Origin of the sequence: Rhizobium sp. G21 (assembly GCF_014158035.1) — a bacterium.
Taxonomy (GTDB): Bacteria; Pseudomonadota; Alphaproteobacteria; order Rhizobiales; family Rhizobiaceae; genus Rhizobium_E.
In genome coordinates, this window is record NZ_JACFXW010000001.1 from 2308546 (window position 1) to 2321715 (window position 13170).

11 protein-coding genes and 2 pseudogenes are annotated in these 13170 nt (G+C 63.7%); all 13 read right to left on the reverse strand.

What is annotated here, in order from left to right:
- Nucleotides 1–20: 20 nt before the first annotated feature.
- Nucleotides 21–914: pseudogene (locus H2O14_RS28855) on the reverse strand (GGDEF domain-containing protein); the annotation flags it as partial.
- Nucleotides 915–1056: 142 nt separating this feature from the next.
- Nucleotides 1057–2877 (reverse strand): translation elongation factor 4, encoded by a 1821-nt coding sequence (lepA, locus tag H2O14_RS11780; protein WP_409526919.1) that lies wholly within the window; start codon nt 2875–2877, stop codon nt 1057–1059.
- A gap of 139 nt (nt 2878–3016) precedes the next feature.
- Nucleotides 3017–5410 (reverse strand): aldehyde dehydrogenase family protein, encoded by a 2394-nt coding sequence (locus tag H2O14_RS11785; protein WP_182827801.1) that lies wholly within the window; start codon nt 5408–5410, stop codon nt 3017–3019.
- Between the two features lie 17 nt (nt 5411–5427).
- Nucleotides 5428–6412 (reverse strand): annotated as a pseudogene (gene deoC / locus H2O14_RS11790) (deoxyribose-phosphate aldolase).
- Nucleotides 6413–6494: 82 nt separating this feature from the next.
- Nucleotides 6495–7226: a DeoR/GlpR family DNA-binding transcription regulator gene (locus H2O14_RS11795; protein ID WP_182827802.1), complete on the reverse strand. Its 732-nt coding sequence runs from the start codon at nt 7224–7226 to the stop codon at nt 6495–6497.
- 82 nt (nt 7227–7308) lie between these two features.
- On the reverse strand, nt 7309–8073 hold the full coding sequence (locus tag H2O14_RS11800; RefSeq protein WP_182827803.1) for an aldolase/citrate lyase family protein: 765 nt from the start codon (nt 8071–8073) through the stop codon (nt 7309–7311).
- Nucleotides 8074–8088: 15 nt separating this feature from the next.
- Nucleotides 8089–8424, reverse strand: a complete 336-nt coding sequence (locus tag H2O14_RS27400; protein ID WP_312858595.1) for an oxidoreductase C-terminal domain-containing protein — start codon at nt 8422–8424, stop codon at nt 8089–8091.
- Nucleotides 8397–9296, reverse strand: a complete 900-nt coding sequence (locus H2O14_RS11805; protein WP_246697370.1) for an NAD(P)/FAD-dependent oxidoreductase — start codon at nt 9294–9296, stop codon at nt 8397–8399. The genes H2O14_RS27400 and H2O14_RS11805 overlap by 28 nt, the downstream gene beginning before the upstream one ends.
- A gap of 151 nt (nt 9297–9447) precedes the next feature.
- Complete coding sequence (locus H2O14_RS11810) at nt 9448–10527, reverse strand: DUF1513 domain-containing protein (RefSeq protein WP_182827804.1); 1080 nt, start codon at nt 10525–10527, stop codon at nt 9448–9450.
- Between the two features lie 3 nt (nt 10528–10530).
- Entirely contained in the window at nt 10531–10833 is a 303-nt protein-coding gene (locus tag H2O14_RS11815; protein WP_182829350.1) for a hypothetical protein, read from the reverse strand.
- Nucleotides 10761–11135 carry an imelysin family protein gene (locus H2O14_RS11820; protein ID WP_182827805.1) on the reverse strand — a complete coding sequence of 125 codons (375 nt, stop codon included), beginning with the start codon at nt 11133–11135 and terminating at the stop codon, nt 10761–10763. Before H2O14_RS11820 ends, H2O14_RS11815 begins: the two co-directional genes overlap by 73 nt.
- Nucleotides 11132–11611 carry an imelysin family protein gene (locus H2O14_RS11825; RefSeq protein ID WP_182827806.1) on the reverse strand — a complete coding sequence of 160 codons (480 nt, stop codon included), beginning with the start codon at nt 11609–11611 and terminating at the stop codon, nt 11132–11134. Before H2O14_RS11825 ends, H2O14_RS11820 begins: the two co-directional genes overlap by 4 nt.
- On the reverse strand, nt 11611–13128 hold the full coding sequence (locus H2O14_RS11830; protein ID WP_182829351.1) for a di-heme oxidoredictase family protein: 1518 nt from the start codon (nt 13126–13128) through the stop codon (nt 11611–11613). The genes H2O14_RS11825 and H2O14_RS11830 overlap by 1 nt, the downstream gene beginning before the upstream one ends.
- Nucleotides 13129–13170 lie beyond the last annotated feature (42 nt).

Below are 13170 nucleotides of genomic sequence, written 5' to 3' on the forward strand. Positions count from 1 at the left end.
AGAAGTTCCTCGCCGCCGAATCGGAAGGCTGCGCCCATTTCGCTCATCTCCTCCGCCACGCAGGCGCTGACCCGGCGAATGCAGGCGTCGCCTTCGACATGGCCGTGCACATCGTTGTAGAGCTTGAAATGATCGATATCGAGCATGACGACGGCCACCGGCGCGTTCGCAGCGCCTTCCCAGACGGATTTGGAAATCCGGTTCAGCGACCGCCGGTTATAGAGACCCGTCAACTCGTCCCGCTCGGATTGCTGTAACAATTCCGCCTGCAGCATTTCGCCGCGCAAGCGGTTCAGGAAATTCAGCCGGTCCTTGCGCTCCATGAAATAGGCGCTGAGCGCCAGGAAGATCGCCAGCGTCACGAAGAATGTGACCACGCCGGAATAGGCGACCGCATCCAGCGAGCCATTCATCTGGATCAGCGTGAAATGCACGATGCAGAGCGTTGCGAGGCCGATGACGATGGCCGGGAACCGCGGCTGCAGCGCGATCACGAAAAACAGCAGCGTGGCGATATTGCCGTTCTGATAGACGAAGAAATAGGGGCTCTGGCTCGTGACGCTCGCCGCCATGGGCAGGAAGCCGCCCAGTACGCAAACGGAAATGGCGAGCAGATCGTAACTGAGCGCCGTGGGTCGCCGTTTCACCAGCCAGACGGCGATGAAGGCGTAGGGCGTGAAAATGCAGAACCTGACGAAAGCCAATTGCGGAAAAACGTCCTGCATCATGGTGACGTCGCCGAAATACACGAGATCGTAGATGAAGGTGCCGACAAAGGCCCAGCACAGGGCCAGTCTGATGCGCGCCTCGGCGAATTCCCGGCCATAGGCGCGCTCGAGCGCGTCCGCAAAGCGCAACCAGCGAAATCCGCCGGCCAGTTCATGATCAATCTGATCCAGTGTCGCGACGGTCATCGTCGAGTCCCCAAGTTGTGGAGCATACTCAACGCAAGGTAATGTCAAAAGTTAAAGAGAACCTAAATTTCTTCGGGTTCCCTCAGAATTTTCGCTTTGTTTTCCGCGTTTTGCCGCAGAGACTCGCGACATGTGGACGAGATCACTCGTCGCTCATGCGCAGGGCTGCGATGAAGGCTTCCTGCGGAATTTCCACCTTGCCGAACTGGCGCATGCGCTTCTTGCCTTCCTTCTGCTTGTCGAGCAGCTTGCGCTTGCGGGTGGCGTCGCCGCCATAGCACTTCGCCGTCACGTCCTTGCGCAGCGCTGATATCGTCTCGCGGGCGATGACGTTGCCGCCGATGGCCGCCTGGATCGGGATCTTGAACATGTGCTTCGGGATCAGCTCCTTGAGCTTTTCGCACATGTCGCGACCGCGCTTTTCGGCTGCCGAGCGGTGCACCAGCATCGAGAGCGCATCGACCGGCTCGCCATTGACGAGGATCGACATCTTCACGAGATTGCCCGGCTCGTAGTCGGTCAGGTGATAGTCGAACGAGGCGTAGCCCTTGGAGATGGACTTCAGGCGGTCATAGAAATCGAACACGACTTCGTTGAGCGGCAGGTCATAGGTGACCATGGCGCGCGCGCCGGCATAAGTGAGCTCGACCTGGATGCCGCGACGATCCTGGCAGAGCTTCAGCACCGAGCCGAGATAATCGTCCGGCGTCATGATGGTGGCGCGGATCCAGGGCTCGCGGATTTCCTTGATCTTGACGACGTCGGGCATATCGGCCGGATTGTGCAGCTCGATCTCGGAGCCGTCGGTCATCGACATCTGATAGACGACCGACGGCGCGGTGGCGATCAGGTCGAGATTGAATTCGCGCTCGAGACGCTCCTGGATGATTTCGAGATGCAGCAGGCCGAGGAAGCCGCAGCGGAAGCCGAAACCGAGCGCGGCGGAGCTTTCCATTTCGAAGGAGAAGGACGCGTCGTTGAGACGCAGCTTGCCCATGGCGGCGCGCAGATCCTCGAAATCGGCGGCGTCGACCGGGAACAGGCCGCAGAACACCACCGGCTGGGCGGGCTTGAAGCCCGGCAACGCCTCGGCGGTGGGCTTGCGATCATCGGTGATGGTGTCGCCGACGCGGGTGTCGGCCACTTCCTTGATCGAGGCGGTGATGAAGCCAACCTCGCCGGGGCCGAGTTCCTCGACATTGAGCATTTTCGGCGTGAGCACGCCGATGCGTTCGACGGTGTATTTGGCGTCGGTGCCCATCATGCGGATGAGCTGGCCCTTCTTCATCACGCCGTCGATGATGCGCACCAGCACCATGACGCCGAGATAGGTGTCGTACCAGCTGTCGACCAGCATCGCCTTGAGCGGAGCCTTGTCGTCGCCGGTCTTCGGCGCCGGCAGGCGGTTGACGATCGCTTCCAGCACATCGGGAATGCCGAGGCCCGTCTTGGCCGAGATCATCACGGCGTCGGAAGCGTCGAGACCGATGACGTCCTCGATCTGCTGCTTGATGCGCTCGGGCTCGGCGGCCGGAAGATCGACCTTGTTGAGCACAGGGACGATCTCGTGATTGGCGTCGAGCGCCTGATAGACATTGGCGAGCGTCTGGGCTTCGACGCCCTGGGAGGCGTCGACCACGAGCAGCGAGCCCTCGCAGGCGGCGAGCGACCGGCTGACTTCATAGGCGAAGTCGACATGGCCTGGCGTGTCCATGAGGTTCAGCACATAGGTTTCGCCATTGTTGGCCTTGTAGTGCAGACGCACCGTCTGGGCCTTGATGGTGATGCCGCGTTCTTTCTCGATATCCATATTGTCGAGCACCTGCTCGGACATCTCGCGCGCCGCCAGACCGCCGCAGGTCTGGATCAGACGGTCGGCCAGCGTCGATTTGCCGTGGTCGATATGGGCCACGATCGAGAAGTTGCGGATATGGGAAAGGGGCGTGCGGTTTTCTGTGCTCATGGGCGAGCGCATACAATGGAACGCCTAAAAATGTAAAGGTTCTTACCGCTGAAAGGCGGCATTTCCGGCGCTTGCGCTTGAGGAAACGACAAAGCCCCCGCCCTTTCGAGCGGAGGCTTCCTCAGAGTGGAACCCCAACTTATTCGCCGTAGGGGATCCAGACATTCTTGATGTCTGTCGCCTTGCGCAGGAACAGCGGGCCTTCCGCCTGGGCGGGGTCCATCCAGTCGATCGCCTTGCCGTAATCGGTGAAGACGCGCTTGAGATTGCCTGCCGAGGCTTTCTCGGACATCGAGGCCAATGCGGGCGAGCCGAAGGCCCAGAGCGCATCGACATCGTTATGCGTGGCCAGCGCCTTGCCCAGCTCCATGGCGGAGCCGGTGACGATATTGACGACGCCGGCGGGGACATCCGAGGTTTCGAGCACGGAATAGAAATCCGTCGCCGACAGCGGATGGATTTCGCTGGGGACCGCCACCACGCGATTGCCGACCGCGATCAGCGGCGCAACGAGCGAGATGAAGCCGAGAAGCGGGGCTTCCGGCGGGCAGATCACGCCTGCGACGCCCTGCGGCTCCGGCAGGGCCAGCGCCACGCCGCGCAGCGGCGGCGTATGGATGAGGCCCTCATATTTGTCGGCCCAGGCGCCATAGGTGAAGAGGCGCGAGATCGACGCCTCGACTTCGGCCTTGGCGGAGGCTGCGCTGCGGCCCGTCTGGGCGGCGATGCGAGCGGCGAACTCATCCTCGCGGGCCGAGAGATTTTCGGCGATGTAGTAGAGGATCTGCGCACGGTTATGCGCGGTGGCCGAGGACCAGCCGGAGGCGGTCTGCGCGGCGGCCACCGCATTGCGGATATCCTTGCGATTGCCCTCCCCGACTTCGCCGACCACCTTGCCCTTGGGCGACAGGATCGGACGGTTGTAGTTGCCGTCGGGACGCGCCTGCTTACCGCCGATGAACAATTTGGCGGTGCGGTCGATCACGGGGGCGGCGAAATCGCCCTGCGTGGTCTTGAGCGCCGGCGTCGCTGCCTCGGCGCGGAGCTTGGCGTTGGCCCAGGCCTTGGGTTTCAGATATTCATAGGCGCCTTCGCGACCGCCCTCGCGGCCAAAGCCCGATTCCTTCTTGCCGCCGAAGCCGGCGGAGGCGTCGAACATATTGGTGGCGTTGACCCAGACCACGCCGGCCGAGAGTTTCGCCGCGACATTGAGCGCCAGCCCGATCGTTTCGCTCCAGACGCTGGCGGCCAGGCCATAGCGGGAATGGTTGGCGAGCTGCAGGGCTTCCTCCGGCGTGCGGAAGGTCATGGACACCGCCACCGGTCCGAAAATCTCTTCGGTGGCGACGATCGAGGTCGGCTGCACATTGGCGATCAGCGTCGGGCGGAAGAAGCTGCCGCCAACGGGAAGTTCGCAATTGGACTGGTAGAGCGTGCCGCCCTCCTCGACGCCCTGCTTGACGAGCTTTTCGATCCGCGCCAGCTGCACCGGCGCGACGATGGCGGCCATGTCGATGCATTTGTCGAGCGGCTGTCCCACGCGCAGCGTCTGCAGGCGGCGATCGAGCTTGGCGTGGAACCGATCCGCCACGCCTTCCTGCACGAGAATGCGCGAGCCGGCGCAGCAGACCTGGCCCTGGTTGAACCAGATGGCGTCGACCACGCCTTCCACAGCGCCGTCGAGATCGGCGTCGTCGAAGACGATGAAGGGCGACTTGCCGCCGAGCTCCAGCGTCAGCGACTTGCCGGAGCCGGCGGTGCGTTCGCGGATGACGCGGCCGACGTCGGTCGAGCCGGTGAAGGCGATCTTGTCGACTCCCTGATGTTCGACGATCAGCGCGCCGGTGTCGCCCTCGCCGGTCACCACATTGAGCACGCCGGCGGGAAGGCCGGCGGCGGCGGCGAGTTCGGCAAACAACAGCGCGGTCAGCGAGGTGAATTCTGCCGGCTTCAGCACCACGGTATTGCCGAGCGCCAGCGCCGGCGCCACCTTCCAGGCCAGCATCAGGAAAGGAAAATTCCAGGGAATGATCTGGCCGATCACCCCGACCGGCTGCTGGTCGGCGAATTCCGTTTCCTGCAGCAGCTGCGCCCAGCCCGCGTGATGATAAAAATGGCGGGCAGCGAGCGGCACGTCGATGTCGCGGGTTTCGCGCACCGGCTTGCCATTGTCGATCGCCTCGACCACGGCGATCAGGCGGGCATGACGCTGGATCATCCGCGCAAGCGCATAGAGATGGCGGGCGCGCTGATGGCCCGGCAGCTTGGCCCAGGGGCCTTGCGCCTTGCGGGCGGCGGCGACCGCCGCGTCGACATCGGCGGCCTCGCCATGGGCGAGCGTCGCGAGTTTGGCGCCGGTGGCGGGCTCGAACGTGTCGAACGTGCGGGCCGAACTGGGCGCCCGGAATTCGCCATTGATGAAATGACCGAAGGTCGAGCCATGGCGCTTCAGCCAGGCGCGGGCTTCGGTGTCGGCTTCGGGGGCGGGACCGTAGGACATGTCGTCGAAATAATCTGAAACGGATTTGCTCATGGAAGTCGGCTCCTCGATCAACCGATCGGATGTCTGACGAAGGCGGAATAGGCGCCGGTGACGTGATGTTCGAGCTGGCGCTCGATATCGGCGAGCAGGCTGGGCGCCGATGCGGAACAGATCCGGCTCCAGCCATTCGCGGCCCAGCTCTTCCTTCATCAGGAACTGGTAGTTCAGCACATCCTTGGCGGCGGAAATGCCGCCGGCGGGCTTGTAGCCGACCTTGTAGCCGGTGCGCTCATAATAGTCGCGGATGGTGCGGATCATGGTCAGCGTCACCAGAAGCGTGGCGTTGACGCCTTCCTTGCCGGTGGAGGTCTTGATGAAATCGGCGCCGGCCATCATGCAGACGATCGAGGCGCGGGCGACATTGCGCAGCGTCTTGAGATCGCCGGTCGCCAGGATCGCCTTGACATGGGCGTCGCCGCAGGCGGCGCGGTAATCCTGCATTTCGCGATAGAGCGCTTCCCAATTGCCGGTCAGCACATGTTCGCGGGTGATGACGATGTCGATTTCCTTGGCGCCGTCGGCGACCGAGGCCTCGATTTCCTTGACCTTGGTCTCATGCGGCGAGAGACCGGCGGGGAAGCCCGTGGAGACGGCGGCGACCGGAATGCCGGTGCCTTCCAGCGCCTCGACGGCGGTGGCGACGAAGCGGTGATAGACGCAGACCGCGCCGGTGGTGATGCGGCGATCGCCCATGCCGATGGCGTCCAGGAGATCCTGGCGCACCGGATTGGCGGCCTTGGCGCAGAGACGGCGCACGCGGCCGGCGGTGTCGTCGCCGTTCAGCGTCGTCAGGTCGATGCAGGTCAGCGCCTTTAGAAGCCAGGCGGCCTGCGCCTCCTTCTTGACCGTGCGGCGACCCGGCAGGCTCGCCACCCGCCGTTCGCCGGCCGACAGATTGACCCGCTGGTCCATGACCCAGCCGAGATCGAGCTCCATGCCCGGATTTCTCGGCCAGCCGTGATTGGCGGCATGGGCCTGAGCGGCCTTGTCCATTGTTGCAGTCTCCACCAGAGCCTCCCGGCAAGATGTTATCTTTTTACATTCTGTGTTACTTTCACACCAAAATACGATTTGGTCAAGCGCCATTCTCATCGGGCGCGTAGAGACCGCTTTCGGTATAGATCGCATCGAAGCCGTCGAGCGGGGCGAAAAAAGCCGGCCGGATGCGGCCGAGCTTGCTGTCGTCGAGAATTAGGATGCTGCGGGCGGCAACCGCCATCGCCTTCTTCTTGATCTCGGCTTCGTGGAAGTGCTCGCAGGTCGCCCCTCGCCCCTCGTCCAAGCCAGCGGCCGAGAGGAAGGCGACGTTGAGGCCGAGTTCATCCAGCGTCTGCAGCGCCGCGGCGCCGGAGAAGGAGGCCGAGGCGGGGTGATAGACGCCGCCCAGCATGATCAGCCGGACATTGGGCTTGCGCGCCAGCCGTTCGGCAATATTGAGCGCGTAGCAGCAAACCGTGAGCGGCATATCGACTGGCAGGAGATCGGCGAGATGCATCATGGTGCTGCCGCAATCGATGAACAGCGTATCCTCGGCGCGAATATGCGGCAGCGCCTGCGCAGAGGCGCGCTCCTTGGCCGAGGCGTGGCGGTCGCTGGCGGACGCCAGTTCATAAGGCTGTTCCGGCTCGACCGCCTGGGCCGGCATGATATGGCCGCCGATAAAGGCAAATCGCCCGGTTTCGGCGGCGATGTCCCGCCGGATGGTCATTTCGGAGACGTCGAGGGCGCGGGCGGCATCTTTGAGATGCACGATCCCCCGCTCTGAAATCATCGCCGTTAACCGGTCGAGCCTATCCTGTTTTTTCATGCTGCACCTCTTTGGGAGGAAAATGGCGCATGTTTCACAGGATGGTCAACAGCAATGTGAACAATATCACATTTGTTGACGCCTATTCGTAGAGCGCCTTGAGATCGCGCAACGCCTTGATCAGCACAGACGCATCGGCGCCGACCGCGATGAAGTTGACGCCCATGTCGCGATAGCGTTTGGCGTCGACAGGATCGGGCATATAGATGCCCGTGGCCTTGCCGTGGCTCTGTATCCGGCGGATGGCGTCCTCGATCGCCGATTTGACCTCCGGCGCATGATAATTGCCCGGATGGCCCATATCGGCGGCGAGATCGGAAGGGCCGATGAAGACACAGTCGACGCCATCGGTTGCGGCGATATCGTCCAGCGCCGCAAGCCCGGCCCGGCTTTCGACCTGCAGCATCAGGCAGATCTGGTCAGCTGCCGTCGACATATAGTCGGGGATGGAATTGAACATCGAGGCGCGGGCGATGCTGGCGCCGACCCCGCGAATGCCCTCAGGCGCATAACGCACCGCTTTGACCATCAGTTCGGCCTGGGCGCCGCTTTCGATCATCGGCAACAGCAGCGATTGCACGCCGATATCGAGATATTGCTTGATGAGATGGACATCGGCGCTGGGCGGCCGGGCGACGACCGAGGACGCCGAGCCCTTGAGCGCCTGCGCCTGCTGCATGATCGAGCGCAAATCATTGGGTGCATGTTCGCCGTCGATCAGCACCCAATCGAAGCCGATCGTGCCGGCGAGTTCCGACGAATAGCTGTTGGCGAGAACAAGCCAGATGCCGATGGTCGTGTCGCCGGCGGCGAGCCGTTTCTTCAAGCGGTTTTCAGGCGCGGACATGGCGGTCTCCAATGATCACAGCAGGGATTTCAGGGCGAAGCCGGCGTCTTCCACCTGTTCGGGCGTCACGGTCTTGCCGCCTTCGAGAATGCGCCGGGCGACCATATAGGTCGCGCCGTCATTGAGGCAGTCGGCGGCGAGGAAGCGGCCTGCCTTGAAATAGAAATGCGATTTTGCGCCCTCGCGCACGCCGGGCCGGGTGACGACCCGATCATAGCCGGTGTTGAGGCCGGCGATCTGCAGCTTGAGTTCGAACTGATCGGACCAGAACCACGGCGTCGGGTTATAATCGACGCTGTCGCCCAGCATGTTGCGCGCGGCGATCAGGCCCATGTCGTTGGCGTTCTGCACCGATTCGAGCCGGATATGGTGGTCGCCATAGGGAAGCTCGCGCAGTCGCCGATCGCGAAGATCTCGGGGTCGCTGCTGCGCAGCTCCCGGTCCACCACGACGCCATTTGCGATCGTGAGGCCCGCCTGGTCGGCGAGCGCCACATCCGGCGTCACGCCGATGCCGGTGACGATGAAATCGGCCGCGATCACCGATCCGTCCGAAAGCTCGACGCCGGTCGCGCGGCCGCCGTCCTCGACGATCTGCTTGAGCGCGGCGTTCTCGAAGATCCTGACGCCATGGGCTTGGTGGAGCGTGCGGACATCGCCAGCGGTTTCCGCGCAGGCGACGCGCTTGAGGATGCGGTCGGCTGCCTCGATGACGGTCACGGTCGCGCCCTTTTTCGATGCTTCGGAGGCGGCCTCTAGGCCGATATAGCCGCCGCCGATCACCACCAGCCGCGCGCCGTCCTTCATCTGCTCCATTAGCGCATGCGCGTCGCCGAGATCGCGCATCACATGCACATTCGGCAGATGGCCGCCGATTTCCTCGGGCAGCCGGCGCGGACGCGCGCCGGCGGCGATCAGCAGCCGGTCATAGGACAGCGCCTCGCCGTCGGCGAGATGCACGGTCTTGTGGGCGCGGTCGATGCGATCGGCGAAGACGCCGCGTATGAGGGTGATGCGGTTGGCCGCATACCAGTCTTCCGGACGCAGAAGGATCTGCTCGAAGCTGGATTTGCCGGACATATAGGCCTTGGAAAGCGGCGGGCGCTGATAGGGCAGCTCGGCATCGCTGGAGACGATGACGATCTCCGCCTCCGCCGAAAGTTTCCGAAGCTCGGCCGCCGCCGAAAGCGCGGCGTGGCTGCCGCCTATGATCACGGTCTTCATTGTCCCGTCCTCCATCACCGATCGCGACGCATTGCCGATGGTTCAACATGATTTCGGGTTCCGGGGCAAGCCGCGCTCCCGCATGCGACGGCGCGGCGCCTGTTTTGGCCAGAGCAACTAAAGGCGAGCGGATGGCGCTCGCCGCGATGCATCAGCCGAGTCGCGTGATGTGATTGTCCCAGGCGAGCGCGGTCTTTTGCGCTTCGAACCAGCCGGATTCGGTGGAGCGGATGAAGCTCGTCTGTTCCGGCGCAAGACCACAGACGCCGCCGATCGCTTCCTGGCGGACGAGGTTCGCCGACTTGACGTCGAAGGCCGCCCATTGCCCGCCTTTGGGCGAGGAGACCGCGACGAGCCCCGCGTCGCGATTGACCATCACCGAGCCGATGTAATTGTCGAAGCCGCGTAGAACCTCTTCCGGCATGTCGAGGAAACGCAGGTCTTCGCCGCGCTTGAAGCTGCCGAGAAGCTGCGGATAATCTGTCTTGGGGCCCTCATATTGGCATCCGAACCAGATGCTTCCGGAGGCGTCGATATCCATGTGCCGGGTCGACAATTGGCGGATCTCGACCGGCAGGTCATGCTTTTCTACCAGCCGTCCGTCGCTGAGATCGAGAATGACGAGCGACGGCTCCATGTGATCGAGATTGAGCTTGGCGCGGCCCATGGACGGATGTTGCTTGATGCCGCCGTTGGCGATGGCGAGATAACGTCCGCCTTCGAGGATCTGGAGGTCGTGGGTGTCCATGCCATGGGCGGAGAATTCGCCGATTTTCGCCCAGCCGGCGCTGGCGTCGTAAACGCCGATCTTGCCGGCGTAATTGTCGAAGTCGTTTTCGGCGACATAAAGCCTGCGGCCATCCGGCGAAAAGGCGCCGTGACCGAAGAAATGCCTGTCCTCGGCCGCCTGGATCAGCTTCAGCGGCGCGCTCGTGGCGGTGTCGATCACCAGCGCAAACGTCCCCGGACGCCGGGCGAAGGCCACAGCACGGCCATTGAGCGGATCGAAGCTGACGTCATGGCCGCGATCGGGCAACGCCACACGGGCGATTTCGCCGCCGTCTTCCGCCAGCAACGCCACGCCATAGGCGCCGCCCGCATCCATGAAGGCGCTCGCGAAGACCGCCGCGCTGGCTGCGAGAACATCATGACCGCGCGCCGACAAGCCGCTGGCGAACAATAAGCCGGCCGCCTTGAGGAAGGACCGGCGCTCGATCAGCAGGGTCCGCATCGCTCAGTCTCCGTCACCGAAGGAAAAGCCGGCGCTCAAGCCCACGGCGGCGCCGACGTCGCGATCGATTCGGGCGCTGGCGTCGCGCAGATTGAAGAGCAGGAATTCGATCTTGCGTTGATATTTGACGTCCGCCAGACGTTCGGGGCTGGGCTGCTCCATCTTCGCCGCCGCGCCGCCTGCGGTCTTGAAGTCGAATTCCACGGCGTCGGCCAGGGCTTCGGCGTCGCCGGTCAGAAGGCTGCGCATGTCCGACGTCTTCCAGAGATCGGCGAGGCCCGAGACATTTCCGTGGATGGCGCGCATAGTGTTTTCGGAGCGCCATAGCAGCGCGAGCCGCGGGGAGGTCTTTTCCCCTCGCCCTTGTAGAACGGTTTGACGCGCTGATCGCGCACGGTTTCAATCCCATGCACGAAAATGCCGATCATCGCCTGCAAGGCTTCGTCGCCGGTGCGGAAGACCGGATTTGCGGCGCCCGGCTCCTTCCAGTTTTTCGCCACGCCATCGGGCGCATCCCAGGCGGCGGAAAGCTCGCCGGCGATACTTTCGATATTGCGGGAAACCGCCAGGCCGAACCGGCACTGGTCGGCATCGTCAGGACTCGTCACCGCGCCGGCCTCGCGTCCGAAAAAGTCAGTTCATAGGCGCCGAGACCCTGGACGGCGACGCTTTTGCCGGCAAGGCCCGCCGCGTCCAGATCGGATGCGTCGGGATCGGCGAGGATCTTCTGAACCTGCTTCTGCCCCGTCGACTTGCGGTCGGGATAGAAAAGAATCCGCTCATAGCGGTTGTTCCCGAGCACCGGACCCTCACGCACGATCTCGATGCGCGCCCAGGCTTCGACGAGGTCGCCGAACCGCGCCTTCAGGTCGTTCAGCCCCTCATCGCCGGGCGCGGCGCAGAACCTAGCCGTATCCTCGGCGAGTGTATGAGCCGCATCCTCAAGGGCGTGATAGGACGGCCTGATATAGCCATCGACCGCATCGACCATGATCTTGCGGGCTACCGCGTCATCGACGGCGAGCGCCGGAGAGGCGAGCGGAGCCATGAGGGCGGCAATCAGAAGCACGGATTTCATCGTCATCAGAGCGACTCCAGAAAACGGATCAGCAGATCGCGGTCGCGTTTATCGAGTTTGGCATAGGCGTCGCGCGCGGCGCGGCCTTCGCCGTCATGCCAGAGAACGGCCTCCTCCAGCGTCCGGGCGCGGCCGTCATGCAGATAGAATTCCTGGCCGCCGACCGTGCGGGTGAGGCCAATAGCCCAAAGCGGCGGCGTGCGCCACTCCCGCCCCGAAGCTTCGCCCACCGTCTGGCTATCGGCCAGCCCCTCGCCCATGTCGTGCAACAGGAAATCGGAATAGGGCCAGATCAGCTGGAAGCGTTGCGGCTTGGCCGGCCAGTCCTTACGCGTCACATATTTCGGCGTGTGGCAGCTGATGCAGCCCGAGTCGTAAAACAGCTTTTTCCCAGCCAGAGTTTCCGAAAAGGACGCCTTGCGGCGGGCGGGAACGGCGAGATTTTCCGAATAGAAACTCACCAGCGGCAGAACCGGATCGGGCGCTTCACCGGGGCCGAGACGCGCTTGGGTTCCGCCCGCCAGCGCCAGACAATCGGCCTGCTCGGAGGTGCAGTCGCCATGATCCCTGGGGAGTATCGGCGTGGAAATGCCGATATCGCCAAGGAAGGCGTGCGCCGATTGGTCGCGAACATTGGCCTGCTCGCCCTTCCAGCCGAAACGGCCGAGGCGGACCTCGCCATCGCTGGCGCGCGTTAATTGTGGACGGCCGGAGACGCCGTCGCCATCGCGATCGTCAGGATCCACACTGGCCAGGATGTCACCCTCGGCGATCGCCTCGATGAGGCCGAGGCCGATCATGGCCGGGGCTATGCGCGGCGACAGCGACGCGTGGGGATCGAGCGGCCCGTAGCGAAGATCGACGGCCTGGTAGGAGGGCTTTCGAAGTTCGACGACGGTCCCGTCGGGGAAGCGGAACGGCTGCGGCTGATAGCTGATCCGCATCCGTCCCTCGGGCGCGACGCCGGCGATGGCCTTGTCCTGCAGCTGGCCGCCATAGACGGGATCGGGGAAATTGAGCAGCAGATGATCCCCGAGCGCAGCCTTCTCCGCATCGGTCGTCGGCTCGCGCGCCAGACGGAGGAACATCGAGGTCATGTCCGCCTTGCCTTCCGGCGGATGGCCGCGACCGTCATTGATGTGGCAGGCGTCGCAAGAGCGGGCGTTGTAGAATGGCCCCAAGCCATCGGAGGCCTGGGTGGACGAGGGCGCGGGCACCCAGATCTTGCGGAACAACGCATTGCCGAGACGGAAATTCATCACGTCTTCGTCCGCCAGATTGGCGGAGAAATGTGAAAACGCGTTGCGGTCAGGATCCTCGATCGAGGTCGCGGCTCCGGCCTGCATGGCCTCATAGGGCTCGGCCTTGGAGAAATCCGTGGCGGGCCTGACCACATCGGCGACCCGCGCTTTTTCGCGCGGACCGAGATCCGGGCGTTCCGCGGTTTCGGCGAACGCGAATACCGAAACGCCCAGCAGAGGCAGGACCAGAAGGTTCAACCGCAGAGCCGGGCGTCGCATCATCTCACCCATGAACCGTGACACGGGGCCATGCGGCCCCATCCG

Coding starts and splice junctions, on each gene's coding strand:
- lepA (WP_409526919.1), bottom strand. CDS start 2,877: ATGAGCACAGAAAACCGCACGCCCCTTTCCCATATCCGCAACTTCTCG.
- H2O14_RS11785 (WP_182827801.1), bottom strand. CDS start 5,410: ATGAGCAAATCCGTTTCAGATTATTTCGACGACATGTCCTACGGTCCC.
- H2O14_RS11795 (WP_182827802.1), bottom strand. CDS start 7,226: ATGAAAAAACAGGATAGGCTCGACCGGTTAACGGCGATGATTTCAGAG.
- H2O14_RS11800 (WP_182827803.1), bottom strand. CDS start 8,073: ATGTCCGCGCCTGAAAACCGCTTGAAGAAACGGCTCGCCGCCGGCGAC.
- H2O14_RS11805 (WP_246697370.1), bottom strand. CDS start 9,296: ATGAAGACCGTGATCATAGGCGGCAGCCACGCCGCGCTTTCGGCGGCG.
- H2O14_RS11810 (WP_182827804.1), bottom strand. CDS start 10,527: ATGCGGACCCTGCTGATCGAGCGCCGGTCCTTCCTCAAGGCGGCCGGC.
- H2O14_RS11815 (WP_182829350.1), bottom strand. CDS start 10,833: ATGCGCGCCATCCACGGAAATGTCTCGGGCCTCGCCGATCTCTGGAAG.
- H2O14_RS11825 (WP_182827806.1), bottom strand. CDS start 11,611: ATGACGATGAAATCCGTGCTTCTGATTGCCGCCCTCATGGCTCCGCTC.
- H2O14_RS11830 (WP_182829351.1), bottom strand. CDS start 13,128: ATGATGCGACGCCCGGCTCTGCGGTTGAACCTTCTGGTCCTGCCTCTG.